The organism is Sphingopyxis sp. H050 (assembly GCF_001468265.1).
In the GTDB taxonomy this organism is placed as follows: Bacteria; Pseudomonadota; Alphaproteobacteria; order Sphingomonadales; family Sphingomonadaceae; genus Sphingopyxis.
Window position 1 is genome coordinate 152020 of record NZ_LNRZ01000007.1, and the last position, 26928, is coordinate 178947.

Consider the following 26928-nt stretch of genomic DNA (forward strand, 5'->3'; position numbering starts at 1 on the left):
CGCTTCAGCAGGGTTAACGGTCGTTTGACATGCTTCCGTTAATAGGAGATTTGGCCTGTTGGACGGTCCGGAGCATGGCCGGGAATGGGAATGACGATGATCTTGGCTCTTCTGCTCACGGCTGCGCCGCCGCAGTCGGAGCCTTTGGATGCATGGCGATCCTTCGTGCCGCGTCCGATCGTCGATAGCGTCCATTTTTGGGCCGATAGACCGAAAAAGCGCTACAGCGTCACCGTACCGATCGGCAAGCCCAAGCCGGCGCTGCCACTGCCGACGATCCGGGGGCCGAACAACCCGCGCCTGCCGCTTGTCGTGATCGACGCGGGGCATGGCGGGCACGATCCCGGCGCGATCAGCCCGCACAGCGGCAAGCGCGAGAAGGACATCACGCTGGCGCTTGCCAAGGCGATCCGTGACGATCTGGTCGCGAGCGGCCGCGTGCGCGTCGCGCTTACCCGCTCGGACGATCGGTTCCTCGTGCTCGAAGAGCGTTTCGGCATCGCGCGGCGGATGAAGGCCGACCTTTTCATTTCGGTTCATGCCGATGCCGCGGAGAATGAAGGCGCCAGCGGCGCATCGGTCTATACCCTTTCCGAAGTCGCCTCCGACCGCGAGGCGGCGCGGCTCGCGGCGCGCGAGAACAAGGCGAACATCATCAATGGCGTCGATCTCGGCGCGCACAGCAGCGACGTCTCGTCGATCCTGATCGACCTGACGCAGCGCGAGACGATGAACGTCGCCTCGGATTTCGCCCGTCTGCTCCAGCGCGAGGCCGCGGATGACATGAAATTCCGCACGACCGCGCATCGCTTCGCCTCATTCGTGGTGTTGAAGGCGCCTGACACACCGTCGGTGCTGTTCGAAACAGGCTTCATCTCCAACAAGGACGACGCCGAATTCCTCGCCTCATCGGCGGGACAAAGGAGGGTCGCGCGCGGAGTGCGCGATGCGGTGCAGATCCACTTCGCACGGCAGATTGCCGCGGCACGCTGAATCGTCTTGACCATCGACCGGCCCGCCGACAGCTTGCCGGCGACGGGAGAGTTGCATGGCGTGGAGCAACTGGTCGGGCAGCGTCACCGCGCCCGCCGACATCACAAGGCCGCAAAGCGAGGATGAACTCGCGGCGCTGATCCGCAGCGCCGCGAAAGTCCGAGCCACGGGCGCCGGGCACAGCTTCATGCCGCTTTGCGAATCCAGCGAGCTGATCCTTGGTCTCGACGCGCTTCCAGGCCAGATCAGCATTGCCCCCGACCGTACGGTCGCGCGTATCCCGGCGGGGTGGAGCATCAAAAAGCTGACCGCGGCATTGTGGGACGAGGGCCTGGCGCTCGCCAACCAGGGTGATGTCAATCCGCAGTCGCTCGCCGGCGCGATGGCGACGGGGACGCACGGCACCGGAGTCGATCTCGGCTCGCTGTCGACGATGGCGCGCGGCTTCCAGCTGATCGGCGCCGACGGCGAGGCGCGCTGGTGCGACGCGGCAACTGATCCCGACCTCTATCAGGCGCAGCGCCTGTCGCTCGGCCTGTTCGGTGTCGCGACGGAGATCGAGGTCGCGGTCGTCCCCGCGTTTCACCTTGCCGAACGGATCGAGAAGCGCCGCTGGGCCGAGGTGCGCGAGAGCTATGACGCGCTGGCGCAGCAGCACCGGCATATCGAATTCTGGTTCTTCCCGCACGCCGACGACGTGATTCTGAAGACGCTGGAGCCGTGCGATCCGTGCGATCCGCCGCCATCGACGACCGACATGGAGGAGACGGCGTTCCGGCGCGTGCTCGATGTCGCGGCGAAGCTGCCCTTCCTGACCCCGATGCTCCAGCGCACGATGATGCGGTCCCGCTTCGAGGGCCGCCGCCGCGGCCCTGCGCACGCGATCTTTCCCTCGGACCGCACGATCCGTTTCGAGGAAATGGAATATGAGCTGCCGCGCTCAGAAGGACTGGCTGCGCTCGACGAAGTGGTCGGCTGGATCCGCAAGAAGCGTCTGCCCGTGACCTTCCCCTTCGAATATCGCACCGTCGCCGCCGACGATATCTGGATGAGCCCGATGAACGCGGGGCCGGTCGCGGCGATCTCGATGCACCAATATGCGAAGATGCCCTGGGCCGACCTGTTCGCCGACGCCGAAGCAATCTTTCGCGCCCATCGCGGTCGGCCGCATTGGGCGAAGCGCCACACGCTGACCCGCGGCGATGTCGATGCGCTATATCCGATGGCCGAGCGCTATCGCGCGGTGCGCCGCACCATCGACCCGCAGGGTAAGTTCGTCAACCCGCATCTGGAGAGCCTGTTTTCATGAGTGACGATCTGACCCTGCACGCGCATCTGATCGGCCGCCAAGGCTCGCGCGCCGATCTCAACACGCCGGTGCTGGTGCTCGATCTCGCGGCGCTCGACCGCAATATCGCGGCGATGGCGGCGCTCGCCGCGCAGCATGGCGTCGGGCTGCGCCCGCATGCGAAGACGCACAAGAGCGTCGATATCGCGAAGCGCCAGATCGCGGCCGGCGCGTCGGGGGTGTGCTGCGCGAAGATCGGCGAGGCCGAGGTGCTGGCCGGGGGCGGCATCACCGGCATTCTCGTCACCTCGCCCATCGCCGCGCCGCACGCGATCGAGCGGCTTGCGGCGCTGGCAAGGCGCGCCGAGGGGCTGATGGCGACGGTCGATCATCCCGGCGTCGCCGAACGGATCGATGCAGCGCTGGCGAGCGAAGGCGCGACGCTCGATGTCCTCATCGACATCGACCCGGGGATTGCGCGCACGGGTGTGGCCTCGCCCGAAGCCGCGGTCGAGCTGGCGGCGAAGATCGCCAAGCTGCCGCGACTGAAGCTGCGCGGGGTTCAATATTATTGCGGGCGAGAACAGCACATCGAGGGCTTTGCCGATCGCCGAGCCGCGATCGTCGAGCGCACCGAATATCTGCAAAGTGTGATCGCGGCGCTCATCGACGCGGGCTTCGCGCCTGAAATCATCACCGGATCGGGCACGGGCACGCACCGGATCGACCTCGACCTCGGCGTTTTCACCGAGCTGCAGACGGGCAGTTACGTCTTCATGGACAAGCAATATCTCGATTGCGACCTGACCGGCGACGGCGCGGTGCCGTTCGAGACCTCGCTGGGGGTCGATGCGCGGGTGGTCAGCGCCAATCGTCCGGGTCTGGTGACGATCGACGCAGGCTATAAGTCGCTGTCGACCGACGGCGGCGTCGCGGTCGTGCGGCGCGGGGCGCCCGAAGATGCGCTCTTCGTTTTCATGGGCGACGAACATGCGGCGCTGGTCGCGCCGGAGATCGGCGAACGGCTGACGCCTGGTGACCCGGTGACGCTGACGGTCCCGCACTGCGACCCCACGGTGAACCTTTACGACCATTATCATGTCGTCGAAGGCGACACGCTCGTCGCCATCTGGTCGGTCAGCGCCCGCGGCCGGGCGAGGTAGCCCAACCCGCCGCAACCATGCTTCCCTTTCGTCCGCGCAGGCTTTAGAGGCTTCGCCATATGTCCTCCGACACCATGTCCCATTTTCGACTGCGTCTGCGCCGCGACAGCAATGCCGTCATCGCCTGGGTCCGCGAGATGTGGACCCGCCGCTGGTTCCGCTGGCTGGGTTACGCCGCAGGCGCGGGGTTGCTGGGGCTGATCCTGATCTGGGTGATTTTCGCGCGCAATCTCCCTTCGGTCGACCAGCTGCGCGACTATCAGCCGCCGCTGCCGACGATGGTGCGCGACGGCGAAGGAAAGCCGGTCCACAGCTATGCCCGCGAGCGCCGCGTCCAGCTGGAATATGCCGAATATCCGCAATTGCTCGTCCGCGCCTATCTGGCGGCGGAGGATCGCACCTTCTTCGAGCATGGCGGCATCGACTATCCGGGCATCGCCAGCGCGATGATCACCAATCTGACCAGCAGTGGCCGCCCGATCGGGGCCTCGACGATCACCCAGCAGGTCGCGAAGAACCTGCTGCTGACCAACGAGCTCAGCTACACCCGCAAGATTCGCGAGCTGATTCTGGCTCGGCGCATCGAGGCGGCGCTGACCAAGGAACAAATCCTCGAACTCTATCTCAACGAAATTCCGCTCGGCCGGCGCAGCTTCGGCGTACAGGCGGCGAGCCGGGCCTATTTCGACAAGGATGTCGACCAGCTGGCGCTCCATGAAATGGCGTTCCTGGCTATTTTGCCCAAAGCGCCCGAAACCTATGGCCGCGCGCGCAATGCCGGCAAGGCGATGGCGCGCCGCAATTTCGTGCTGAGCGAGATGTTCCGTAACGGATGGATCACCGCGCCGCAGCGTGACGCCGCGCAAGCGATGCCGCTCGGCCTCACCAACAGCGGCAATACGGCGATCGCGCAGGTCGGCGGCTATTATATGGAGGAGGTGCGGCGCCAGCTGATTGCCCAGTTCGGTGAAACGTCCGACGACGGGCCGTTGTCGGTCTATGGCGGCGGGCTGTGGGTTCGCACGCCTTATGACGGCAAAATGCAGGTCGCTGCGACAATGGCGCTTCGCAAGGGATTGCAGCGCTATGATGCCGGCAAGGGCTGGTCGGGGCCGATCGCGACGATCGAGGCCGACGACCAGTGGCAGAGCCGCCTTGCGTCGAGCTTCATCGGCATCGATTACGACAATTGGCGGATCGCCGCCGTGCTCTCCAAATCGGCCGCCGCGGCGCGAATCGGCTTCGCGAACGGCGATACCGGCACATTGCCCGCCGGTGCTGCGACGCAGGGCTATCGGAAGACCGGGGGCAGCGCTTTCTCGGCGATGCGCCCCGGCGACCTGATCGCGGTCAAGGCGACGGCTCCGGGCGTCTACGCGCTCAAGAATATCCCCGAGGTGTCGGGCGGCATGGTCGTCGAAAGCCCCCATTCGGGCCGCATCTACGCGATGCAGGGCGGCTTTGACGTGCGCTTGTCACCTTTTAACCGCGCGACGCAGGCCGAACGCCAGCCGGGCTCGACGATCAAACCCTTCGTCTATGCGACCGCGCTCGATAACGGGATGACCCCGGCGACGATGATCATCGACGGGCCGTTCTGCGTCTATCAGGGTGCGCGCTTCGGCAACAAATGCTTCCGCAATTTCGGCGGCGCGGGGGGCAGCGGCGAGCATACGATGCGCTGGGGCCTCGAACAGTCGCGCAACCTGATGACGGTGCGCGCGGCGAGCCAGATCGGCATGGAGCCGATCGTCGAGACGATCAGCACGATGGGTATCGGCAAGCACGAACCCTATCTGTCGACCGCTCTCGGCGCCGGATCGACGACGGTGGAGAAGATCACCAATGCCTATGCGATGCTCGCCAACCATGGGCGCGAGCTGAAGCCGCGCCTGATCGACTATGCACAGGACCGCCGCGGCAAGGTGATCTTCCCCAAGAACTGGCGTCCGTGCGAGGGCTGCAACAAGTCCGACTGGGACGGCCGGCCGATGCCGCGCTTCGCCAAGTCGGGCAAGCAGCTGATGGACCCGATCACCGCCTATCAGGTGGTGCATATGCTCGAAGGCGTCGTCCAGCGCGGCACCGCGGTGCGGCTGCGCGATCTGGGCGTACCCCTGTTCGGCAAGACGGGGACGACGTCGGGGCCGAACGATGTCTGGTTCGTCGGCGGCACCCCCGATGTCATCGCCGGCATGTATATCGGCTTCGACCAGCCGCGCAGCATGGGTGGCTATGCACAGGGCGGCAGCCTGGCGGCGCCGATCTTCAAGGATTTCGCGATTGCCGCGCTGAACGATCGCCAGCCGGTGCCTTTCACGGCGCCGAAGGGAGTGCGGATGGTGCGCATCGACCGTCAATCGGGCCGCCGTGTCTATGGCAGCTGGCCGGGCACCGACCCGAAATCCGCGATCATCTGGGAAGCGTTCAAGCCCGAAAGCGAACCGCGCCGAACGATCCGCGAGGAAGAAATCAAATCGATCAAGACGCCGAAACGGACGACCGGCCCTGCCCAAAAGGGCAATGGCGGCCGCACCGACAGCGACTTCCTCGACGACCGCGGCGGGATTATCTGACGCCGGTAATCTGGCTTGTCACACGCAGCCGAGCCTCTATGGCCGGTCGCATCGAATTTCAGGAGCAAAGACCATGCGCGCCGAAGCGCAGGATCATGTCGACACCATCAATGCCGCGCTGGCGCTGCTGCGCCGTTTCCTCGACTGGGACCGCGCGGTGCGCCGCCTCGACGAGCTGAACGCCAAGGTCGAAGACCCGACGCTATGGGACAATCCCAGGGCGGCGCAGGACGTCATGCGCGAACGCCGCCGCCTCGACGAGGCGATCACCGCGACGCGCGCCATCGAAAAAGAGCGTGATGACACGGTCGAGCTGATCGAGCTTGCCGAAATGGAGGGCGACGAGGCGCTGATCGACGATGCGGTCGCCTCGCTGGCCGTGCTTGCGGCGCGCGCCGACGAGGACAAGATCAAGGCGTTGCTCGCGGGTGAAGCCGATGCCAACGACGCCTATATCGAAGTCCACGCCGGCGCCGGCGGCACCGAAAGTCAGGACTGGGCCGAAATGCTTCAGCGCATGTACAGCCGCTGGGCCGAAAAGCGCGGGTTCAAGGTCGAGCTGGTCGAATATCAGGCGGGCGAGCAGGCGGGCATCAAATCGGCGACGATGCTGGTCAAGGGCGAGAATGCCTATGGCTATGCCAAGACCGAGAGTGGCGTCCACCGCCTTGTCCGTATCTCGCCCTACGACAGCTCGGCGCGGCGCCACACCAGCTTTTCCAGCGTATGGGTCTATCCGGTGATCGACGACAATATCGAGATCGAGATCAACGAGGGCGACCTCAAGATCGACACCTATCGCGCCTCGGGCGCGGGCGGCCAGCACGTCAACACGACCGATTCGGCGGTGCGCATCACGCACATTCCGACCGGCATCGTCGTCGCCAGCCAGAACGACCGCTCGCAGCACAAGAACCGCGCGACCGCGATGGGGATGCTGAAAGCGCGCATGTACGAGGCCGAACTCCAGAAGCGCGAAGCCGCGGCGTCGGGCGAATATCAGGCCAAGACCGAGATCGGCTGGGGCCACCAGATCCGTTCCTATGTGCTCCAGCCGTACCAGCTGGTGAAGGATCTGCGTACCGGCGTGACGTCGACGGCGCCCGGCGACGTGCTCGACGGCGCGCTCGATCCCTTCATGGCCGCGGCGCTGTCGCAGAAGGTGACCGGCGAAAAGGTCGAGGTGGAGGACATCGATTGATCCGAACCGCGGTCGCTTTCGCCGCATTGGCGGCGCTGCCGCTGCTCGGCGGGTGCGACGCGCCGTGGAGCGACGATGGCGAGCGGGTCGAAACCGCGCAGGAGTTTCCGCCGGCCGACCGCCCGGTCGCGCCGACCGTCTCGACCAAATGGTCGACCGAGGAGGCGCGCGACCGCGTCAACGAGGCCGACGACGTCATGGATTCGGCCGACGTCCGCCCGGGCATGACCGTGGCCGACATCGGCGCGGGTGACGGCTATTACACGGTCCGCCTCGCGCCGCGTGTCGCCAGCACTGGCCGCGTGCTCGCGCAGGACATCCAGCCCGAAGTGATCGAGCGCCTCGCCGACCGCGTCGCGCGCGAACGGCTCGACAATGTCTCGCTGAAGCTCGGCGCGGTCGACGATCCGCGGCTGCCCGCGAACAGCTTCGATCGCGTGTTCATGGTCCATATGTATCACGAGATCGGCGAGCCCTATGCCTTTCTGTGGCGGCTGCGCCCGGCGCTGCGCGCGGGCGGGCAGGTGATCGTCGTCGACGGCGACCGCCCGATCGCCGATCATGGCACCCCCTTTCGATTGCTGGTCTGCGAGTTCGAGGCGGTCGGCTACAAGCTCGTTTCCTACGATGACAAGGCGCACGCCGGCGGCTATCTCGCGCGCTTCGTGCCCCAGGGCAAACGCCCGGCGCCCGACGCGATCACGGTCTGCAAGAACCCCTAATAGGTGAGGAGTTGGTCGGTCGGACCGGCTTCGGACAGGAAGCTGACGAGTCCGCCAGTGCGAACCTGCGGCACCAACTCGCTCGCCGTCATGCCGATAAGCGCCATGCCCGACTGGCAAACGATCAGGCGCACATCCATCGCCATCGCCTCCGCGATCAGCGACACGAGGTCGGGCTGCCCCGCGGCGCGCCGGCCGATGTCGCCATCGAACGCGACGGGGGTGCGGAGCAGCGCTGCAGCCTCGCCCTGCAGGAAGATGCGCGCCGGACGGCCCAGCGCCGCCGCGGCTGCGGCGGCTTCGAGCGCTGCATAGAAACGCTGGCCGTCGGCCGATGCGACGATGATATTCAGCCCCGGCATATCGGGCACTCCGGTTCCTTGGCGACGCTGACCTCGCGCCAACGGCGCTCGAGCATGTCGACGATCGCGAGCTTGCCCGCGAGCGGCTGCCCCCAACCGGTGAGCGCCCGCACCGACTCGAGCGCCGCCATCGTCCCGATCATCCCTGCGAGCGCTCCCATCACACCCTGTTCGGCGCAGTTGATGCCCGGGCGGTCGGGATCGTCGCCGACCAGGCAGGCATAGCATGGGCTGTCGGGGCGCCAGCCTTGATAGAGCGCTATCTGTCCTTCGAACGCGCCGATCGCGGCCGAAAGCAGAGGGGTTTCGAGCGCCACTGCGGCGCGATTGACGCTAAGCCGCGTAGCGAAATTATCGCAGCCGTCGAGGATGAGGGTTGCGCCTGCAAGCAGTGCTTCGGCATTGCCCGCACCAAGGCGCTGCGCGACCGCGACCGCCTCGACATGCGGATTGATCCGCCGCGCGGCATCGGCCGCGACTTCGGCTTTAAGCGACCCGATATCGGCGTCGGTGAACAGCGGCTGGCGTTGCAGGTTCGACAGTTCGACATGGTCATGGTCGATGATCGTCAGCCTGCCGACGCCCGCGGCGGCCAGATAGGTGATCGCCGGACAGCCGATCCCGCCCGCGCCGATGATCGCGACATGCGCGGCCTTGAGCTTCGTCTGCCCCGCGCCGCCGAAAGCGGGCAGGATGATCTGGCGCGCATAGCGGTCGAGTTCGGCGTCGCCGAGCAACACCTATTCGCCCGGCTGGCGCGTCTTCATCGCCGACAGCGAGCCGACATTTTCGGGGATATTGTCATCCTCGATCACGTCGTCGCTGGCGTCGCTGGCAACGCCGGTCGAGCCGAAGCCGCCCGCGCCGCGCGCGGTTTCGTCGAGCGTCTCGACCTCGGCGAAGGTGGCGCGCTGGACAGGGGCGGGAACCAGCTGGGCAATGCGGTCGCCGCGCGCGATCTCGAAATTGTCCTCCGACAGGTTCGCGAGGATCACCTTGATTTCGCCGCGATAATCGCTGTCGATCGTACCCGGCGTGTTGAGACACGTGATGCCATATTTGAGCGCGAGGCCCGAACGCGGGCGCACCTGCACCTCGTAACCCGGCGGGATCGCCATTGCGAAGCCGGTCGCGACCGCATGGCGCGCCCCGGGGCGCAGCGTCAGCGTTTCGGCCGCGACGACGTCCATCCCCGCCGCGCCGCCCGATGCATAAGCGGGCAGGGGCAGGCCGCCGCCGTTCGGCAGACGCTGGATAGCAATCTCAATCGGTTTGAGCGGGTGCGCGGATTTCGAGCTCATCGGCGATCTTTTCCATCAATTTGCGGGCCACGGCGTCCTTGGGCAGCCGGTCCCAGCTGTCTACGCCCTTATTGCTAACGATATGTACGCGGTTCGTCTCGCCCCCCATCGGATCGGCGGACACGTCATTGGCGACGATCCAGTCGCAGCCCTTGCGCACAAGCTTGGCCTTGGCATGCGCGATGACGTCATTGGTTTCGGCGGCGAAGCCGATCAACAGCGGCGGGCGCTGGGCGCTTTTCGCGACGCCAGCGAGAATATCGGGATTTTCGGCGAGCGCGAGCGGCGGGACGGCCCCACTGCCGTCCTTCTTGATCTTCTGCGGCGCCGTGTCGGCAGCGCGCCAGTCGGCGACGGCGGCGACCATGACCGCGGCATCGACGGGCAGGCCCTGTTCGACCTCGGCCGCCATTTCGGTTGCGGTCTCGACGTCGACGCGGATCACGCCGGGGGGCGTCGGTAGATCGACGGGCCCCGCGATCAGCAGCACCTCGGCGCCGGCCTCGGCGGCAGCAGCGGCAATCGCGAAGCCCTGTTTCCCGCTCGACCGGTTGGCGATGTAGCGCACCGGGTCGATCGGCTCGTGCGTCGGCCCGGCGGTGATCAGGATGCGGCGGCCGAACAGCGGGCGATGGTTCGCGGGGGCAAAGTCAGGCTGGCCGGTCAGCGGGATCGGCGGCGGCGCGTCCTTCAGCGCCTTGTCGATCGCGTCCTTGATCGCCTGCGGTTCGGGCAGGCGGCCGGGACCATATTCGCCGCATGCCATTTCGCCCTCGTCGGGCTCCATCACCGTCACGCCGTCGCCGCGCAGGGTCGCGACATTGCGACGCGTTGCGGGGTGCAGCCACATGCGCACGTTCATCGCGGGCGCGGCGAGCACCGGCTTGTCGGTCGCCAGCAGTAAAGTGGTTGCCAGATCGTCGGCGATGCCCGCCGCCATCTTTGCCAGCAGATCGGCGGTGGCGGGCGCGACGACGACAAGGTCGGCCTCGCGGCTCAGCTGGATATGCCCCATCTCGACCTCATCCTTCAGGTCGAAAAGATTTGTATATACTTTATTCTCGGACAGCGCGGCGAGGGTCAGCGGGGTCACGAATTGTTCACCGGCGCGGGTCAGGACGCAGCGGACGACATATCCCGACTTCCGGAGCAGGCGGACGAGCTCGATCGCCTTATAGGCCGCGATCCCGCCCCCGATGATCAGCAATATGCGCGGAGCGGCCATGCGGGTCCATTCTGTTCGCGAAACCGGAGGCCCGATTCCTTTGCCGCCTAGTTATGCCGAGCGGGGCGCCGGTTCAAGCAGCGGCGCTCTCAGCGCGCGGACGAGCGCGCCGAAGGCAGCAGGGGCAAAGACCAGCCCGACGAACAGGGTGGGGACGACGAGCATTCCCCAATAGTCGTTGTCGGGCCGGGCGAAGAGCATGAAGGCGGCGGCATAGCCGACCTGCACGATCAGGCCCAGTGTGCCGAGGCGCGAGCGCCACGTGAGCCAGCCGAGCAGCGCGAGCGGCACGAGCACCGCGGCGACCCATTGCGGCGCGCCGAAGCGCAGCACCGAACTGTTGTGGACGAAGCGGATGTAATTGTTCCAGCCATTGAGCCCCATCCAGCCCGCGCCGCCGATATCGTCGGGGCGCACGACATCGGCAACCGCGGCCGCATGAAGCGCCAGTCCGGCGGCGAAAGCGATCCCGATCGTGACCCAGGCGGCGACGGCTTTCCAGTTGCGGTCGATCAGCGCAACCAGGCCGAACAGCATAGCGACGGGCAGCACCGTCTCGCGGATCGCCAGCGCCGCAGCGATCACCGCCATGGCCGCCCATGGCTTGTCGGGGCGGTGCAGCGCCAGCGCGATCGCAATCAGCACGCCGGCGATCACCTCATGCATCAGCACCCATTGGCCCGACATGACCTGACCGAGGTTGATCGCGATCAGCAGCACGCCGAAGCGCGCATAAGCAGGCAGGCCGGCCTCGCTCGTCAATCGTCGGCGCCAGAGGATCAGCGCGATGAGGCCAAGCAGGCTTGTCATAACCGTCCCGGCGGGAAGGCCGATCTTGCTGAGCAGCGTTTCCAGCGTCGGCGGCCGCACCGCGACGAAGGGGCGGAGCGGATAGCCGTAGCGGCGATGCTCCTCGGCGACCGCCTCATAATAGGATTGCCCCTCCTCCATCTTGCGCAGCACTTTCAGGTACAGCGCGTGATCGCCGATCATCCCCTCTTCCTTGGCCAGCAAAGGGGTTTCCATATTGAGCTGGCGCGGCGCGCGCTTCTCGACCATCCCGAGGATGATCAGCGCCGCAAGCAGCGCGAGCAGAAGCGCCGCGACCGGGCGCGAGACGCCCGCAAGGCGGCTCCAGCCGATCGTTTGCGCCCCGGTCATTTTCGCCAAGTCAGCGCCGACGACATCGCGAAATTCCAGATCGCGCCGACGAGCACGCCGGCGACGCCCGCGACCCACCAGCGTTCGTCATGCCCGGCCATCCAGGTGCCGATGCCGATGTTGGCGACCGCGCCGAGCGCCGAGATCGCATAGAAGCTCGCCAGCCCGCCGAGGACGCGCCAGCCCTGGAGCTTGCGGTCGGCATAGGTGAAGCTGTTGTTGAGGAAGAAGTTGAACGCGATCGCGACGATGACCGCCCCGGTCTGCGCGGTCAGGAAGCTGTCGCCGAGGCCGAGCAGCGCGCGCAGCACCGCAAGATGGACGAAGACGCCAAGCCCGCCGACCATCAGGAATTTGAGGAGGCGGACGGGGATGAACCGGCCGATCGTCTTGTCGGCGATCAGCTCGGCATATTCGGCGATCACGCGGACGCCGATCTTGCTTTCGCCGGCCTCGCGGGTGCGGAACGTATAGGGGACTTCGGCGACCTTGAGAGCGGTTGGGCTCGACGCCAATATGTCGAGCAGGATCTTGAAGCCGATCGCCGACAGGCGCGGCAACGCGCGTTCGAAGGCGTCGCGGCGCACTGCGAAAAAGCCGCTCATCGGGTCGCTGACATCGGTGCGGAGCGCGATCTGGCCGGCGCGGGTGGCGAGGCGGCTCATGCGGACGCGGCCCCGGTCCCAGTCGCCGGTGCCGCCGCCGTCGACATAGCGGGTGCCGACGGCGATTTCGGCGCCATCCTTTTCAATCGCGTCGATCAGCCGGGGCAGCGCGTCTTCGCTGTGCTGGAGGTCGCCGTCCATCACTGCGATCACCGGCGCGGCGGTTGCGAGAATGCCCTCGATCACCGCCGACGACAGCCCGCGGCGGCCGACGCGCTGGACGACGCGGACGTGGCGCGAGGAGCGGCCGATGCGGCGCACGAGATCGCTGGTGCCGTCGGGCGAATTATCGTCGACGAACACGACTTCCCAGCCGCGCCCGGCGAGGACGACCGACAATCTCTCGATCAGCTTCTCGACATTGGCGGCTTCGTTGAGCGTCGGCACCACGACGGCGACTTCGAGCGGAAGCGTGTCGACCGGAAGGATCGGGTCGGCGAGAAATCTGTCGTGGCGCATGAACCCTCGGTTTGTGCCGGACGACGGTCCGGGGTTTGTCGAGGATCCGCCCTAGCGAAACAGGGTAAATATCCGGTAACCAGAGATGGGGAAGTGCCGCTCAGCCAAGCCATTGCAGCAGGCCGGCGCCCGCGGCCGCGCCGAGGATCGCGGTCAGCGCATAGCGCCACCATGTCCGCCGTTCGCTCTTGTCCCACATCAGCCTGATGTCGGGCAGCGGCGGCGCCGGCGGCGCGGCGCCCTTGCGGGGCAATTGCTCGTCGAGGCGGCGGATGATGTCGGGGATCAGCGCCAGCGTCTTGCCCTGTTCGCGCAGGCCGTCGGCGAGCGCGGCTTCGGGGCCGAGCTCGTCGCGGATCCATTCGCGCACGAAGGGACCCGAGACGTCCCACATGTTGATCTTGGGATTAAGCATCGTCGCGACGCCCTCGACCATCACCATCGTCTTTTGCAGCAGCAGCAGGTGCGGCTGCGTCTGCATGTCGAAGTCGCGCGTGATCGCGAACAGCCCGTCGAGCATCTGGCCGACCGAAAGTTCGCTCACCGGCTTGCCGCGCATCGGCTCGCCGACTGCGCGGAGCGCCGTCGCGAATTCCTCGACGCTGTGGTAATCGGGCACATATTGGGCCTCGAAATGGATTTCGGCGACGCGGCGGTAGTTGCCCGTGGTCAACCCGTAGAGGATTTCGGCGAGCCAATAGCGCGCCTGCCGGTTGATCCGTCCCATGATGCCGAAATCGACGGCAGCAATCGTGCCGTCAGCCTTCACGAACAAATTGCCCTGGTGTATGTCGGCGTGGAAGAAGCCTTCGGCGATCGCCTGGCGGAGGAAGGCGTTGACCAGGTTCGCCGACAGCTTCTCCATATCGTGTCCAGCGGCAATCAGCGCCTCGCGATGCGAAATCTTGATCCCGTCGATCCAGCTCATCGTCATCACGCGGCTGGCGGTGCGGTCCCAGTCGATCGCGGGAATTTCATAGGTTGGCACGCCGACCATCGCGTCGGCGAGTTCGGACGCCGAGGCCGCCTCGCGCCTGAGGTCGAGCTCGCGCAGCGTCCAGCGGCGGAAATTGGCTATCACCTCGCGCGGGCGCAGCCGCTTCGCTTCGCCGCCGAAAGCCTCGAGATGGGCGGCCGCCCATTCATAGGTTTCGATATCGCGCGCGAACTGCTTGTCGATGCCGGGGCGGCGGACCTTGACCGCCACCTTACGGCCGTCGGTCGTCACCGCGCGGTGGACCTGTGCGATCGAAGCCGAGCCGACGGGTTCGGGATCGAATTCCCTGTAGAGGCTTTCCAGCGGGACTTCGAAGACCGTCTCGATCTCCTGCCGGATACGCTCGAACGCGACGGGCGCGAGGGCATCCTGCAGGCTCAGAAGGTTGCGCGCAGCGTCTTCGCCGACGAGGTCGGGGCGCGTCGCGAGCGTCTGGCCGAGCTTGACCGCGGCGGGGCCGATCGCCTGGAACGCCGCGGCATAGTCAGGTATTTTCGGCTGGATCGTGCCGAGCCGCGCGATCCTGCACAGCCGCTTGACCCCCGGCGGGGTCTGCGGCGCCGTCTCGATCCCGCGCAGCGCCCCGTGGCGCGCGAGGATGCGGCCCCACTTCAGCAGGCGGACGATATGGGTGACGGGTCGGGTCATGCGCAGTCCCCCTCCCGCTTGCGGGAGGGGCTAGGGGAGGGCATGTCGAAGTCGGCGCTGTCCAAACAGGCCCTCCCCCGACCCCTCCCGCAGGCGGGAGGGGAGAAGCTAGAGCCGGCTCTCACGCTTTCCACCCGCTGTGAATCGCGACGAGGCCGCCCATGATCGGCTCGACCTTCACCGCCGTGAAACCCGCGTCGCGGATCATCCGCGCAAACTCGGGCATCGGCGGGAAACGGCGGATCGATTCGATCAGATAGCGATAGCTGTCCTCGTCATCGGCGATCAGCTTGCCGAGCTTCGGCACCAGATGGTGCGAGTAAGCATCATAGGCCTGCGCGAAACCCGGCCATTCGTTGGTAGAGAATTCGAGACAGAAGAAACGCCCGCCATAGCGCAGCACGCGGTGCGCTTCCTTGAGCGCAGCGGGAATGTCGGTCACGTTGCGGATGCCGAACGCGATCGTATAGGCGTCGAAAAACTGGTCGGGGAAGGACAGCTTCTCGGCATTCTGTTCGGACCAGACGAGGCTGTTGATGCCGCGCTCCGCCGCGCGCTCCACGCCGACGCCGAGCATGTCCGGGTTGATATCCGCGACCGTGATGCTCGCGCCCGAACGCTCCAGCCGGAAAGCGATGTCGCCGGTGCCGCCCGCCATGTCGAGGATCGTCTCGCCCGCGCGCGGTTTCACGCGGCGCACAAAGCGGTCCTTCCACAGGCGGTGCATGCCCCCTGACATGGCGTCGTTCATGATGTCATATTTGCGCGCGACGCGGCTGAACACCTCGCCGACCATCGCGGTCTTCTCGCCCGCCGGGACTTGCTCATAACCGAAGCTGACGGTGTCGGGGGTGGGCATGGGGTGTGCGCCTTTGCGGGGAGGAGATGTATTGCGTCGGCCTTTAGCGGGGCCTTGTCGCGCGCGCAAATGGCGCGTAGCCGGATCGGCGATATGCCCGAGCTTCCCGAAGTCGAAACCACCGTTCGCGGCCTTGCGCCCTTCCTCGAAGGGCAGCGGCTCGCCACGGTGATGACATTCCGTCCCGATCTGCGCCGCCCCTTCCCGGCCGACCTTGCGCAGCGGCTGACCGGCGCGACCGTCACAAGCCTGTCGCGCCGCGCAAAATATGGCGTCATCTCGACCGACCGCGACGATCATATGATCTTTCACCTCGGCATGTCGGGACGCTGGCGGACCGAAGGCGGCGCGGCGGGAAAGCACGACCATCTCCTGCTCGAAACGGGGGCGGGGCACCGATTGTTCCTGCACGATCCGCGGCGTTTCGGATCGGTCGATCTGGTGAGCGGCGATCCGCTGACGCTGTTCCCGGCGTTCGTGACGCTGGGGCCGGAGCCGCTGTCGGATGCGTTCGACGCAGCTTATCTCGCCGAGGCGCTGGCCGGGCGCCGCGCGCCGATAAAGGCGATGCTGCTCGACCAGACCGTCGTCGCCGGCCTTGGTAATATCTATGTTTGCGAGGCGCTCAACATGGCGAAGATTTCGCCGTTGAAGCCCGGGGCGGACGTGTCGAGAGCCAGGCTCGCGGCTCTCGTACCCGCGATCAAAGATGTGTTGATCGCTTCGATTGCCGCGGGCGGCTCGACCTTGCGCGACTTTCTGAGTCCGGAGGGCGACCTTGGCTATTTCGCCAAGGACTGGCGCGTCTATGGCCGCGAAGGTGAGCAATGCGAATGCGGCGGCACGATCACTCGCGTCGTGCAGAGCGGGCGGTCGACCTTTTACTGTCCGAAATGCCAGCGTTAGGGGCTGTTCCCGGTTGACCCCAAGGGGCATTCTGGCTATGGGCGCACCCTTCGAGCAGGGTCCGGTCGTCCGGAACCGGCCGCATCCGGACATTGATTCGCTGCATATGCGCGATTCGGCTGCTCCGATGAGGCTGCGCTCCGACCATGTAGACCGTTTGAAAGACTAGAGGAATTTATGGCCAATACGCCGCAGGCAAAGAAGCGCATCCGCCGCAACCAGGCGCGTGCCACCGTGAACAAGAATCGCGTCTCGCGCATCCGCACGCTGGTCAAGAAGGTCGAAGCCGCCGTTGCTTCTGGCGACAAGGACGCCGCCGCGACTGCACTGAAGGCTGCGCAGCCCGAAATGGCGCGCGGCGTTGCCAAGGGTGTGCTGCACAAGAACACCGTGGCGCGCAAGTTCTCGCGCCTGACGAAGAGCGTCAACGCGATCGCCTAAAGGCGATTGTCCCGAAAGGGCACAAAAAAGGACCCGCGGCCGAACGGCTCGCGGGTCCTTTTTTGTGCCCCGCTTTATGACTCCGCGGTGGCACTTGTGTTGCATCGCGGTAAGTCACGGAATTACGGCGATTCGCTGCCATGCCCGGGATTGCTGTAATTAAGTGTATGAAAATATTGAATAAAAATAGACGCTGACGTGTTTCCGTCCCCCCGGGGGAGTCAAGATTTTTATTTCAGTATTTTTACACCCGCCGGTCTTGATCGACTCGCTCCGCCTTGCCTAGACAGAGGTGTCGTCGGCCTTCGCCGTCGGCCGCCACATCGACATGATTCGTGTTCTTTCGGACAGCTGTCCGGGACAAGATGCTTGCGTCCCGAGCGCAGGCTCGACGGATAGGTGTGCCGCGGCCGCGCGAAGTGTCCCGGACGGTGGGGGACTTCGAGAGGGCGACGCGGCGTGATTCAGGGCAGGGACGGGTATGGCATGGACGCAGGGACTGGAGCTGTGAGTGGTGAGGATGCCGCTACGCTCTGGCCGCGCGTCGCCGAAGGGCTGCGCCGCGACCTCGGCGCGCGTACCTTCGACCATTGGCTGAAGCCCGTCCGCTTTGCCGAATATTGCACGTTGTCTGGCGTCGTCACGCTTGAGACCGCCAGCCGCTTCTCGGCCAACTGGATCAACGAACGCTTTGGCGACCGGCTCGAACTCGCGTGGCGTCAGCATCTGCCTGCGGTGCGCAACGTCACCGTGCGCGGTGGTGCGGCCGCGGCCGATCGCGCGACGGCGCTGTCGGCACAGCCGCTGCCCGCGTTCGAAGCGCCGCAGCCGGTCGCGGCAAATCCCGCATTGCTCGGTTTCGATCCGCGCCTGTCGTTCGACCGCTTCGTGATCGCGCGCAGCAACATCCTTGCCGCCAACGCCGCACGCCGCATGGCGATGGTCGAGGCGCCGCAATTCAATCCGCTCTACCTTTGCTCGGGAACCGGCCAGGGCAAGACGCATCTGTTGCAGGCGATCGCGCAGGATTTTGCCGCGGCGCACCCCACCGCCAACATCATCCTGATGTCGGCCGAGAAGTTCATGCTCGAATTCGTCGGCGCGATGCGCGGCGGCGACATGATGGCGTTCAAGGCGCGGCTGCGCGCCGCCGACCTGCTGCTGCTCGACGATCTCCAGTTCGTGATCGGCAAGAATTCGACCCAGGAGGAATTGCTCCACACGATCGATGACCTGATGACCGCGGGCAAGCGCCTGGTGGTCACCGCCGACCGCCCGCCGGCGATGCTCGACGGGGTCGAGGCGCGGCTGCTGTCGCGCCTGTCGGGCGGGCTCGTCGCCGACATCGAGGCGCCCGAGGACGATCTGCGCGAGCGGATCATCCGCCAGCGGCTCGCCGCGATGCCGATGGTCGAGGTGCCCGACACTGTCGTCGCTTATCTGGTCAAGCATTTCACGCGCAACATCCGCGAGCTCGAGGGCGCGCTCAACAAGCTGCTCGCCTATGCTGCGCTCACCGGGACCACGGTCGATCTCGCGCTCGCCGAGGACCGGCTGGCCGAGAATGTCCGCAGCGCGCGCCCGCGGATCACGATCGACGAGATCCAGCGCGCGGTCTGCGCGCACTACCGCCTCGATAAGTCGGAAATGGCCTCGAAGCGCCGCGTTCGCGCCGTTGCCCGCCCGCGGCAGGTTGCGATGTATCTCGCGAAGGAGCTGACCCCGCGCTCCTATCCCGAAATCGGCCGCCGCTTCGGAGGGCGCGACCATAGTACGGTGATCCACGCGGTGCGCACCGTCGAGGCCCTGCGCGTCGCCGACAGCGAACTCGACGCCGAGATCGCGGCGATCCGGCGCAGTCTCAACAGCTGATCCCCAGACTTGTCCCGGACTTATCCCCGGGGTTTTGCACAGACAAAAAGGCCCGCCTTCCGATCGGAAGGCGGGCCTTTTGTTTGCCTTTGGCGGGGAGCGTTCAGCCCTTTTCGGGCGGCGCCACCGTGATGCGGACGCGTTCGCCCGAATTGCCGGGGAAGCCGGTGAACATCGCCTCGACGAGGTTAGGGACGATCGCCTGCAGATTATTGTCGCGCGATTGCGCTTCGGCGCTGCCCTCGAAAAGGCGATAGCCGTCGGCAGCGCGGTTGATCTGAAGATTGAGGCCGCTGGTGTAGACGGTATAGCTCGAAACGTCATTATAACCCCAGCCGGGTCCGAAGCCGCCCCAAAGGAAGGGGTCGCGATAGCCATAGACGTAGCGACGGCCGCCGCGGCCGGATACGATCACCGGGCGATAGAAGCCGCGGCCATAATAGCCGCCATAGCCGCCGTACCAAGGGTCGCCGAAACCGGGGCTCGACACGACGCGTTCGCGGCCCTTGTCGACGCCATAATCCATCCGGACGACCAGATCGGCGCGCTCGCCGGGAGCGGCGGGGCGATAGCCGTACCGGGTCAGCTCGCCCGCCACGAGATTGGCGTATTGGCCGAACTCGATCCCGCCCTGCAGCGCGGGGTTGGTGGCTTCGACGACGAAGCTTTGCCCCTGCGGCGCGGGAAGCTGTGTCTGAAAGCGCGCGACATCGGCTTTGAACGGGGTGGCGCAGCCGGCAAGCGCCAGCGCGGCGCCGGTCATGGCGGCAAGGCCCAGGCGGCGAAGATCGATCTTGCTCATAGTCTTGGCTCCGTGATTCGGACCGGCGCGTCGGGCGCCATATATATCATGACTAAGCCGATGCGACTTAACCTTGGTTGAACCCGTTTCGTCGCACGGTGGTTCCACCTTCCCGATATGGGAAGGCGACACCGATAAACAAGATTTTTAGAGGATTTAGCGGCAGAGCCCGAGCGCGGCATAGGCCGCATCGAGCGTGGGCTTCGCCAGTGCCGCCGCGCGCGCCGCGCCGGACTCCAGCGCAGCGTCGATTGCCGCGGGGTCGGCCTTAAGATCGCCGAGGCGCGCGGCGATCGGGCGCAGCGTCTCGACCAGCAGCTCGCCGAGCGCGGGCTTGAAGGCGCCGAACCCCTGCCCGGCGAAGCGTGCGAGCACCTGATCGACGCTTTCGTCGGCCATCGCGGCATAGATCGACACGAGATTCTTGGCCTCGGGCCGGTCTTCCAGGCCCGCCGCTTCGGATGGCAGCGGCTCGGGGTCGGTCTTCGCCTTGCGGATCTTGGCCATGATCGTGTCGGGATCGTCGACGAGGTTGATCCGGCTCGCATCGCTCGGGTCCGATTTCGACATTTTGGCCGTCCCGTCGCGGAGGCTCATGATCCGCGCCGCGGTCGGCGGGATCGTCGGTTCGGGGAGCGTGAAGGTCTCGGTCCCGGTGTCGAGGTTGAACTTCGTCGCGATATCGCGCGCTAGCTCGAGATGCTGCTTCTGATCGTCGCCGACCGGAACGTGCGTCGTCTGATAGAGGAGGACGTCGGCCGCCTGCAGCACCGGATAGGCGTAAAGCCCGACACTCGCGCCCTCGCGGTTCTTGCCCGACTTCTCCTTGAACTGCGTCATGCGGTTGAGCCAGCCGATGCGCGCGGTGCAGAAGAGCAGCCAGGCGAGCTCGGCATGCGCGGGCACGCGCGCCTGATTGAACAGGATCGCCTTGTCGGGGTCGATGCCCGCCGCCATCAGCGCGGCGGCCATTTCGCGCGTGTTCGCGGCCAGCTCGGCAGGGTCGTTGTGGACGGTGATCGCGTGCAGGTCGGCGAGGAAATAAATTTTCTCGCCGGGCATGTCGTCCTGCATGCGCACCCAGTTGCGGATCGCGCCCAGATAATTGCCGAGATGCAAATTTCCGGTGGGCTGGATGCCCGATAGCGTCCGCATGTTTTACTCCTGAAGTTCGGCCTGTTTGCCGCGCCGCCGCGTCAGCATGCGAACCAGATCCTTGTCAAGCGCGCCGACGAGGAAGGCGACCGCGAAAAACGCTCCCCCGCCCGCGGCGCAGAGCGCGGCGAGCGACCAGATGCGCTCGATCACCGATCCGGCATAATAGGGCGCCATCATCGGCATAAGCCACCAGAGCAGCGCCGCCATTGCGGCGACCGCGACCAGCTGGCGCGCGATCCGCCCCGCGAGCCTGGCCGTGAAATGGAACCAGCCGCGGCGGTGCAAAATGATGTAGAGGAGCAGGCAGTTGATCGACGCCGACACCGCGGTCGCGGCGGCGAGCCCGACGATGCCATACCGCTCGACGACATAGAGGTTGATCGCGATATTGACGATCAGCGACGCGAGCGCGGTCCACACGGGCGTGCGCGTATCCTCGCGGGCGAAGAAGCCCGGGTTCAATATCTTGACGATCACATAGGCAGGAAGACCCGCGACGAGCGCCATGACGATCTGCGCCATGATCACGCCGTCGGCGGCGGTGAACTTGCCGCCGACGAAGAAGGCGGCGGTAAAGGCGGGCGCGCAGATCGCCAGCGCCGCGGCGGCGGGCAGCGTGAGCAAGGTCGCGATCTCGAACGCATTGCCCTGCAGCCGCTGCGCCTCGGCGGCGTCGCCGCTGTGGATATGGCGCGACAGCATCGGCAGGATCGCGGTGCCGAGCGCGATGCCGACGATGCCGAGCGGCAGCTGGTTCAATCGGTCGGCAAGCTTGAGCAGGGTCAGCGACCCCTGCGGCAGCGAGGTCGCGAAGAAGGTGTCGACGAACTGGCTGATCTGGTAGATGCCGGCCCCGAAGGTCGCGGGCAAGATCAGCAGGCCGAGCCGCTTCACCTCGGGCGTGAATGTCGGGAAGCGCCAGTGGAGCCGCAGCCCTGCGCGGCGCACGGCCCACCATAGATAGGCGAGCTGGACCACCCCGGCGAAGCTGACCGCGACGGCAAGCGCCTCGGCGACGATGCGGTCGTCGCCGCCGGGACCGCGCAGCCACCAGCCGGTGACGATCCCGCCGATCAGCACGATGTTGAGCAGCACCGGCGCGAAGGCGCCGGGCGCGAAGCGCGAGCGGGCGTTGAGCAGCCCCGACAGCATCGCGACGAGGCTGACGAGCGCCAGATAGGGGAAGGTGACGCGGCTCAGGAACACCGCGAACTCGAACTTGCCCGGCACGTCCTGGAAATCGCGCGCGAGCAGCCAGACGATTCCGGGCATCGCGATCATCATCACGCCCGAGAAAGCGAGCAGCACCCAGAGGAAGACCGACAGCACATCGTCGGCGAATTTCGCCGCGGCTTCCTCGCCGTCTTCAGGGTCTTCGGCACCGTGCAGTGCGCGGCTGTACATAGGGACGAAGGCGACGGAAAAGGCCCCTTCCGCGAACAGGCGGCGGAAGGTGTTGGGCAGGGTGAAGGCGAGCTGGAAGGCGTCGGCGGCGAGACCCGCGCCGAGGACGCGGGCGAGCAGCATGTCGCGCACGAAGCCGAAAATGCGACTGACCATCGTCAGGCCGCCGATGGTTCCGACGCTTTTGACGAGGCTGCTCAAACCCCCGGCCTGCCCCCGGCGGAAGTCTTATGCCTGCCCGACCGTGACCTCACCGGTCTGTTCGGCCTGCATCGCCTGCGCCTGCTGCAGGAACAGCGCGTGGAAGTCGATCGGTTCGAGCAGCAGCGGCGCAAAACCGCCGTCGCGCACGACGTCGGCGACGACGCGGCGCGCGAAGGGGAAGAGGATGCGCGGCGCTTCGGCGAGGAAGAAGGGCTGAAGCTGGTCGTCGGGCACGTTGCGGACGCCGAACAGGCCGGCATATTTGACGTCGACGACGAACTGCGTACCCTCGTCCGACTTCGACGTGATGTCGATCTTCAGCGACACTTCAAACAGGTTCTCGCCGACATTGTCGGCGCCGATGTTGAACTGGACATCGACCTGCGGCGCCGAGGCCCACTGATAGACGGCCGGGGCGTTCGGGTTTTCGAACGACAGATCCTTCACATATTGCGAGATCAGGCCGATCGCGGGGCCGGTGTCTTCGCCGTTGGGCAGCGCGGCGGGGTTGAGGTCGGTGCTGGTCTCGTCGGCCATGTCTGTCGGTGCTTTCACTGAATCGGGTGGGAAGGTTCCGCCATAAGGCGGACCGTTGCGGGCGCGCTTAGCAGCGGTGGATCGCCAGCACAATGGTCGGCAAGGCGGCTGGTAAGGGGCCGATACCGGGGGGAACCGGGTGCGGCGGGGAATCGTTGACCTGTCGCCATGGTGCGGCCATGGTGATTTGAAACATTAACGCTCATGCCCTATATACCCGGGCGACGCTTCATCCTTGCCCGCAATGGATATCTGCCTGTGACTGCTTTCTCGATCGTCCTGCTCGCCATGATTGCCGCCTTCCTGGGCATGCGGCTTTATTCGGTGCTCGGCAAGCGCACCGGCCATGAGCAGGAGCCCGTGCTGCCGCGCCGCGACGAACGCGCCGCCCCCGCGCCGGTGCGCGTCGACGAAACCGAGACGGCAGGCGCGCCGGGTGCCGCGCCGGGCGGTTCGGGCCTCGTTTATGAACCCGCCGCCGAAATCGGCCTGCGCCAGCTGCTCGCGAGCGACCGTCATTTCGATGCCGGCCGGTTCATGGAGGGTGCCGAAGCCGCCTATCGCATGATCCTCGAAGCCTTCTGGTCGGGCGATCGCGACACGTTGCGCGACCTTTGCGACGACGACAGCTACGAGGCTTTCGTCGAGGCGATCGAAGCGCGCGAAAAGCGCGGCGAAAGGCTCGACAACCGCCTGATCGGCATCGATACGGCCAAGATCACCGCGGTCGAACTCAGCCGGACCGAGGCACGCATCACCGTCCGCTACCAGGCCGACATCAGCGCGATCACCCGCGACGCCGACGGCAAGCTGGTTTCGGGCTCGATGAGCGACGCGGCGCAGACCGACGACCTCTGGACCTTCCGCCGCGCAATCGGCAGCAACGATCCGAACTGGCTGCTCGACGAAGCCGACGTCGCCTGATCGCATGCGGGGGGCGGCGATGAATCTCGCGCCGCGGGCGCGTATTTTCGGATTCGCGCTTCTCGCCGCTTTCCCCCTGCTATCGGCCTGCTCGTCGGTGATCCCCGACGCCGGCGGGCCGCGCCCCGGCACGACGCCGGTTACCCGGCCTGCGCCGAGCCCTGCTCCCATAGGCACGCCGCGCCCCTACATACCGCGCCCGTCGGAGAGCGGCACCGTCGCGGCCAGGCCAATCCCCGCCACGCCGCGCCCGGCGCTGGCTGCCGCTGAGGTTCCGGCGACGGCGACGACCGCTGCCGAGGCGGGCGTGATCGCGGGCCCCGAATTTAACGAGCTTGGCATTGCCGCCGAACAGGCGACCGCGGCGCTGAAAGCCTTTCGGCTCAGCTGTCCTTCGGTCCAGCGGCGTGCCGACGCGAGCGGGCTGACGCAGCCGGGCGAATGGACCGAAAGCTGCAGCGCCGCGAAGGAATGGGCAGACCGCGACGCGACCAATTTCTTCAGCCGCTATTTCGGTACGGTGCAGATCGGCGCGGGCACCAGTTTCGTTACCGGCTATTATGAGCCGGAGATCGCCGCCTCGCGTACGCAGCGGCCGGGCTATGACGTCCCCATCTATCGCCGCCCGGACGACCTGGTCGACGTCGACCTCGGCCTCTTCTCGGACGAACTCAAGGGCAAGAAAATCCGTGGCCGTGTCGATGGCAGCAACTTCGTCCGCTATTACGACCGCGCCGCGATCGAGAGCGGGGTGCTCGCGAACCGCGGGCTCGAAATCGCCTGGGCCGCCGACGCCGCCGAATTCTTCTTTCTGCAGGTGCAGGGATCGGGCCGCCTGCGCCTCCCCGACGGCGGCATCATGCGGATCGGCTACGACACGCAGAACGGCCGCGACTATGTCGGGATCGGCAAGCTGCTGCTCGACCGCGGCGAGCTGCCGCGCGACAAGGCGTCGATGCAGGGCATCCTCGACTATCTTCGCGCCGACCCGGTGCGCGGCGTAGCGGTGATGAACGAGAATCCGAGCTGGGTCTTCTTCCGCGAAATTACTGGCCCCGGCCCGCTCGGCGCGCTCGGCGTGCCGGTCACGCCGCGGGCGAGCGTCGCCGCCGACCCCAAATATGTCCCCCTAGGCGCCCCCGTCTTCCTCTCGCTCGACCGCGCCGAGCCGAATGGCCTGTGGATCGCGCAGGATACCGGCGGCGCGATCAAGGGCGCGAACCGCTTCGACAGCTTCTGGGGCGCGGGCAATGACGCGCGGGCGATCGCGGGCGGCATGTCCGCACGCGGCTCGGCACTGATCCTGCTGCCGCGCGCCAGCGTCGCGCGGCTTACCATCCGTAGCTGAGATGCCCCGGCGGCTCGATCCGCTCGAAACCGCGCTGTGGAAGAAGGTCGCGGCGACGGTCGAACCGCTCGCGAAGCGGCACGCGCCGCTGGAATCCGCAGCGCCGCCGACGGTCAAACCGCCGAAGCCGGTGGTTAGGGGTGCAGCGAAGCCCGCGGCCGCGCCGCGCGCGCCTGCGCCATTGCCACCACCGCGGCGGACGTGGGCGAACAGCACGCTCGACGGCCATTGGGATCGCCGGCTGCGCAAGGGGCTTGTCCGCCCCGATATGAGCATCGACCTGCATGGGCACACGCTCGCATCGGCGCAAGCCGTGCTCGACGAGGCGATCGCCCGCGCGCTGATCAGCGGCGCGCGCGTGCTGCTCGTCGTCGCGGGGCGGCTGCGTCCCGGCGCCGACCGTTTGCCGCAGATGCACGGCGACCCGCGCCCGCGCGGCGTCATCCGCGCGTCTCTCCCCGACTGGCTGTCGGTCTCGCCGCATGCCGACCAGATCGTCGCGCTGCGGCCCGCGCATATCAGCCATGGCGGCGGGGGTGCGGTCTATGTGATCCTGCGCCGCGGACGCGAGGACTAAAGGAACGCGCGCATCAATATGCCGCGATAGATGGCGGCCAGCTTGTGCAGATCGTCGACCGCAACAGCCTCGTCGAGCTTGTGCATCGTCGCGTTGGTCAGGCCGAATTCGACAACCGGGCAGAGCGCATGGAGGAAGCGGGCGTCCGACGTGCCGCCGGTCGTCGACATTTCGGGCCGAATATCGGTTTCGGCATGGATCGCCTCGGCAACCAGGCCTGACAAGTCGCCCGGTGGAGTCAGGAAGGCTTCGCCCGAAATCTTCCCCAGCACCTTGGCGCGGGGTTCGACGTCGTGCGCCAACCGCTCGACCATCGCGACGAGGTCGGCGCCGCGATGCTGGTCGTTGAAGCGGATCGAGAGGCGCGCACGCGCCGAGGCAGGAATGACGTTCGTTGCGCCGTTACCGACCTCGATATCGGTGAATTCGATGTTCGACGGCTGGAACCAGTCGGTGCCGCTGTCGAGGCCGACCGCGTCGATCGCGGCGAGGATCCTGACCAGCTTGGGGATCGGATTGTCGGCCAGGTGCGGATAGGCGACATGGCCCTGCGCTCCCGGCACGTCGATCCAGATGTTGACCGAGCCGCGCCGCCCGATCTTCACCATGTCGCCGAGCCGGTTCACCGAGGTCGGCTCGCCGACGACGATCATGTCGGGGCGGATGCCGCGTCCCTCCATATGCTCCATCAGCGCGCGGGTGCCGAAGATCGCGGGGCCTTCCTCGTCGCCCGTGATGATCAGGCTGATCGTTCCAGCGCCGACCGGCGTCGCCGCGGCGGCCGCGACGAAAGAGGCGATCGCGCCCTTCATGTCGACCGCGCCGCGGCCATAGAGCAGGTCGCCGCGGATCTCAGGCGCGAAGGCGTCGCTCGTCCAGCCGACGCCCGGCGGCACGACGTCGAGATGGCCGGCAAAGCCGAAATGCCTGGGCCCCTTGCCCTCGCGCACCGCGAGCAGATTTTCGACCGGCCCGTCGGGCTCGATCCCGTCGATGAAGCGCTCGACCGTAAAGCCGAGCGGCGTCAGCGCGGCCTCGAGCACGTCGAAAACCGGACCCGTGGCGGGCGAGATGCTCGGCGCGGCCATCAGGCTTTTCGCGAGTTCGACAGGGTCGATGTTGTGCGTCATGCGAT

23 protein-coding genes and 2 pseudogenes are annotated in these 26928 nt (G+C 66.5%); 12 read left to right on the forward strand and 13 right to left on the reverse strand.

Annotation, left to right across the window (positions count from 1 at the left end; translation table 11 throughout):
• Nucleotides 1–207: 207 nt before the first annotated feature.
• From ATE67_RS15260 to ATE67_RS15285, 6 genes and pseudogenes are all read left to right on the forward strand, one after another.
• A pseudogene (locus tag ATE67_RS15260) lies at nt 208–993 on the forward strand (N-acetylmuramoyl-L-alanine amidase family protein); the annotation flags it as partial.
• Between the two features lie 55 nt (nt 994–1048).
• Entirely contained in the window at nt 1049–2302 is a 1254-nt protein-coding gene (locus ATE67_RS15265) for a D-arabinono-1,4-lactone oxidase (RefSeq protein ID WP_058817519.1), read from the forward strand.
• Nucleotides 2299–3444 carry a DSD1 family PLP-dependent enzyme gene (locus tag ATE67_RS15270; protein WP_058817520.1) on the forward strand — a complete coding sequence of 382 codons (1146 nt, stop codon included), beginning with the start codon at nt 2299–2301 and terminating at the stop codon, nt 3442–3444. The genes ATE67_RS15265 and ATE67_RS15270 overlap by 4 nt, the downstream gene beginning before the upstream one ends.
• A 59-nt stretch (nt 3445–3503) precedes the next feature.
• Entirely contained in the window at nt 3504–6020 is a 2517-nt protein-coding gene (locus tag ATE67_RS15275) for a penicillin-binding protein 1A (RefSeq protein ID WP_058817521.1), read from the forward strand.
• Between the two features lie 73 nt (nt 6021–6093).
• Nucleotides 6094–7221, forward strand: a complete 1128-nt coding sequence (prfB, locus tag ATE67_RS15280) for a peptide chain release factor 2 (RefSeq protein WP_058817522.1) — start codon at nt 6094–6096, stop codon at nt 7219–7221.
• Nucleotides 7218–7943: a class I SAM-dependent methyltransferase gene (locus ATE67_RS15285; RefSeq protein WP_058817523.1), complete on the forward strand. Its 726-nt coding sequence runs from the start codon at nt 7218–7220 to the stop codon at nt 7941–7943. The genes prfB and ATE67_RS15285 overlap by 4 nt, the downstream gene beginning before the upstream one ends.
• Here ATE67_RS15285 and ATE67_RS15290 read toward each other — a convergent pair.
• The 8 genes and pseudogenes from ATE67_RS15290 to ATE67_RS15325 form a co-directional block, all read right to left on the reverse strand.
• On the reverse strand, nt 7940–8305 hold the full coding sequence (locus ATE67_RS15290) for a DsrE family protein (RefSeq protein WP_058817524.1): 366 nt from the start codon (nt 8303–8305) through the stop codon (nt 7940–7942). The two genes, ATE67_RS15285 and ATE67_RS15290, sit on opposite strands and share 4 nt — an antisense overlap.
• Nucleotides 8293–9045, reverse strand: coding sequence for a HesA/MoeB/ThiF family protein (locus ATE67_RS15295; protein ID WP_058817525.1), 753 nt, complete (start codon nt 9043–9045; stop codon nt 8293–8295). Before ATE67_RS15295 ends, ATE67_RS15290 begins: the two co-directional genes overlap by 13 nt.
• A gap of 99 nt (nt 9046–9144) precedes the next feature.
• Nucleotides 9145–9606, reverse strand: a pseudogene (gene dut / locus ATE67_RS15300) (dUTP diphosphatase); the annotation flags it as partial.
• Nucleotides 9569–10831: a bifunctional phosphopantothenoylcysteine decarboxylase/phosphopantothenate--cysteine ligase CoaBC gene (coaBC, locus tag ATE67_RS15305; protein WP_058817527.1), complete on the reverse strand. Its 1263-nt coding sequence runs from the start codon at nt 10829–10831 to the stop codon at nt 9569–9571. The gene coaBC and the pseudogene dut, both read right to left, overlap by 38 nt.
• A 51-nt stretch (nt 10832–10882) precedes the next feature.
• On the reverse strand, nt 10883–11992 hold the full coding sequence (locus ATE67_RS15310) for a hypothetical protein (RefSeq protein WP_058817528.1): 1110 nt from the start codon (nt 11990–11992) through the stop codon (nt 10883–10885).
• Nucleotides 11989–13116: a glycosyltransferase gene (locus tag ATE67_RS15315; RefSeq protein WP_058817529.1), complete on the reverse strand. Its 1128-nt coding sequence runs from the start codon at nt 13114–13116 to the stop codon at nt 11989–11991. The genes ATE67_RS15310 and ATE67_RS15315 overlap by 4 nt, the downstream gene beginning before the upstream one ends.
• A gap of 100 nt (nt 13117–13216) precedes the next feature.
• Nucleotides 13217–14761: a 2-polyprenylphenol 6-hydroxylase gene (gene ubiB, locus ATE67_RS15320; protein WP_058817530.1), complete on the reverse strand. Its 1545-nt coding sequence runs from the start codon at nt 14759–14761 to the stop codon at nt 13217–13219.
• Nucleotides 14762–14882: 121 nt separating this feature from the next.
• Complete coding sequence (locus tag ATE67_RS15325; RefSeq protein WP_058817531.1) at nt 14883–15620, reverse strand: class I SAM-dependent methyltransferase; 738 nt, start codon at nt 15618–15620, stop codon at nt 14883–14885.
• 93 nt (nt 15621–15713) lie between these two features.
• Here ATE67_RS15325 and mutM point away from each other — a divergent pair, with 93 nt between their 5' ends.
• The 3 genes from mutM (at nt 15714) to dnaA (ending at nt 18839) form a co-directional block, all read left to right on the forward strand.
• A complete protein-coding gene (gene mutM / locus ATE67_RS15330) occupies nt 15714–16526 on the forward strand; it encodes a bifunctional DNA-formamidopyrimidine glycosylase/DNA-(apurinic or apyrimidinic site) lyase (RefSeq protein WP_058817594.1) in 813 nt (270 codons plus the stop codon).
• A 177-nt stretch (nt 16527–16703) separates the two neighbouring features.
• Nucleotides 16704–16967, forward strand: a complete 264-nt coding sequence (gene rpsT / locus ATE67_RS15335; protein WP_058817532.1) for a 30S ribosomal protein S20 — start codon at nt 16704–16706, stop codon at nt 16965–16967.
• A 507-nt stretch (nt 16968–17474) separates the two neighbouring features.
• Complete coding sequence (gene dnaA, locus ATE67_RS15340; RefSeq protein WP_197411965.1) at nt 17475–18839, forward strand: chromosomal replication initiator protein DnaA; 1365 nt, start codon at nt 17475–17477, stop codon at nt 18837–18839.
• 103 nt (nt 18840–18942) lie between these two features.
• Here dnaA and ATE67_RS15345 read toward each other — a convergent pair whose 3' ends face one another.
• The 4 genes from ATE67_RS15345 to secB form a co-directional block, all read right to left on the reverse strand.
• Nucleotides 18943–19641, reverse strand: coding sequence for a DUF4136 domain-containing protein (locus ATE67_RS15345; RefSeq protein WP_058817534.1), 699 nt, complete (start codon nt 19639–19641; stop codon nt 18943–18945).
• A 156-nt stretch (nt 19642–19797) separates the two neighbouring features.
• Nucleotides 19798–20796, reverse strand: a complete 999-nt coding sequence (trpS, locus tag ATE67_RS15350) for a tryptophan--tRNA ligase (protein WP_058817535.1) — start codon at nt 20794–20796, stop codon at nt 19798–19800.
• Nucleotides 20797–20799: 3 nt separating this feature from the next.
• The gene (murJ, locus tag ATE67_RS15355) at nt 20800–22404 is read right to left on the reverse strand and encodes a murein biosynthesis integral membrane protein MurJ (RefSeq protein ID WP_082660409.1); all 1605 of its coding nucleotides are present in this window, start codon (nt 22402–22404) and stop codon (nt 20800–20802) included.
• 27 nt (nt 22405–22431) lie between these two features.
• On the reverse strand, nt 22432–22944 hold the full coding sequence (gene secB, locus ATE67_RS15360; RefSeq protein ID WP_058817536.1) for a protein-export chaperone SecB: 513 nt from the start codon (nt 22942–22944) through the stop codon (nt 22432–22434).
• A 258-nt stretch (nt 22945–23202) separates the two neighbouring features.
• Between secB and ATE67_RS15365 the strand changes: the two genes are divergently transcribed.
• From ATE67_RS15365 to ATE67_RS15375, 3 genes are read left to right on the forward strand one after another with little or no spacing between them, the layout of a single operon-like run.
• Nucleotides 23203–23868: a Tim44/TimA family putative adaptor protein gene (locus ATE67_RS15365; protein ID WP_269433464.1), complete on the forward strand. Its 666-nt coding sequence runs from the start codon at nt 23203–23205 to the stop codon at nt 23866–23868.
• Nucleotides 23869–23887: 19 nt separating this feature from the next.
• Nucleotides 23888–25216, forward strand: coding sequence for a murein transglycosylase A (locus ATE67_RS15370; RefSeq protein ID WP_058817597.1), 1329 nt, complete (start codon nt 23888–23890; stop codon nt 25214–25216).
• A 1-nt stretch (nt 25217) separates the two neighbouring features.
• Nucleotides 25218–25793 (forward strand): Smr/MutS family protein, encoded by a 576-nt coding sequence (locus tag ATE67_RS15375; RefSeq protein WP_058817537.1) that lies wholly within the window; start codon nt 25218–25220, stop codon nt 25791–25793.
• Here the strand turns inward: ATE67_RS15375 and dapE are convergent.
• Nucleotides 25790–26923, reverse strand: a complete 1134-nt coding sequence (dapE, locus tag ATE67_RS15380; RefSeq protein WP_058817538.1) for a succinyl-diaminopimelate desuccinylase — start codon at nt 26921–26923, stop codon at nt 25790–25792. The genes ATE67_RS15375 and dapE overlap by 4 nt on opposite strands.
• Nucleotides 26924–26928: the final 5 nt, after the last annotated feature.

What these genes read in the sequence shown, in the direction of transcription:
- ATE67_RS15265 (WP_058817519.1), top strand. Translation starts at nt 1,049, where the DNA reads ATGGCGTGGAGCAACTGGTCGGGCAGCGTCACCGCGCCCGCCGACATC.
- ATE67_RS15270 (WP_058817520.1), top strand. Translation starts at nt 2,299, where the DNA reads ATGAGTGACGATCTGACCCTGCACGCGCATCTGATCGGCCGCCAAGGC.
- ATE67_RS15275 (WP_058817521.1), top strand. Translation starts at nt 3,504, where the DNA reads ATGTCCTCCGACACCATGTCCCATTTTCGACTGCGTCTGCGCCGCGAC.
- prfB (WP_058817522.1), top strand. Translation starts at nt 6,094, where the DNA reads ATGCGCGCCGAAGCGCAGGATCATGTCGACACCATCAATGCCGCGCTG.
- ATE67_RS15290 (WP_058817524.1), bottom strand. Translation starts at nt 8,305, where the DNA reads ATGCCGGGGCTGAATATCATCGTCGCATCGGCCGACGGCCAGCGTTTC.
- coaBC (WP_058817527.1), bottom strand. Translation starts at nt 10,831, where the DNA reads ATGGCCGCTCCGCGCATATTGCTGATCATCGGGGGCGGGATCGCGGCC.
- ATE67_RS15310 (WP_058817528.1), bottom strand. Translation starts at nt 11,992, where the DNA reads ATGACCGGGGCGCAAACGATCGGCTGGAGCCGCCTTGCGGGCGTCTCG.
- ATE67_RS15315 (WP_058817529.1), bottom strand. Translation starts at nt 13,116, where the DNA reads ATGCGCCACGACAGATTTCTCGCCGACCCGATCCTTCCGGTCGACACG.
- ubiB (WP_058817530.1), bottom strand. Translation starts at nt 14,761, where the DNA reads ATGACCCGACCCGTCACCCATATCGTCCGCCTGCTGAAGTGGGGCCGC.
- ATE67_RS15325 (WP_058817531.1), bottom strand. Translation starts at nt 15,620, where the DNA reads ATGCCCACCCCCGACACCGTCAGCTTCGGTTATGAGCAAGTCCCGGCG.
- mutM (WP_058817594.1), top strand. Translation starts at nt 15,714, where the DNA reads ATGCCCGAGCTTCCCGAAGTCGAAACCACCGTTCGCGGCCTTGCGCCC.
- rpsT (WP_058817532.1), top strand. Translation starts at nt 16,704, where the DNA reads ATGGCCAATACGCCGCAGGCAAAGAAGCGCATCCGCCGCAACCAGGCG.
- ATE67_RS15345 (WP_058817534.1), bottom strand. Translation starts at nt 19,641, where the DNA reads ATGAGCAAGATCGATCTTCGCCGCCTGGGCCTTGCCGCCATGACCGGC.
- trpS (WP_058817535.1), bottom strand. Translation starts at nt 20,796, where the DNA reads ATGCGGACGCTATCGGGCATCCAGCCCACCGGAAATTTGCATCTCGGC.
- secB (WP_058817536.1), bottom strand. Translation starts at nt 22,944, where the DNA reads ATGGCCGACGAGACCAGCACCGACCTCAACCCCGCCGCGCTGCCCAAC.
- ATE67_RS15370 (WP_058817597.1), top strand. Translation starts at nt 23,888, where the DNA reads ATGAATCTCGCGCCGCGGGCGCGTATTTTCGGATTCGCGCTTCTCGCC.
- ATE67_RS15375 (WP_058817537.1), top strand. Translation starts at nt 25,218, where the DNA reads ATGCCCCGGCGGCTCGATCCGCTCGAAACCGCGCTGTGGAAGAAGGTC.
- dapE (WP_058817538.1), bottom strand. Translation starts at nt 26,923, where the DNA reads ATGACGCACAACATCGACCCTGTCGAACTCGCGAAAAGCCTGATGGCC.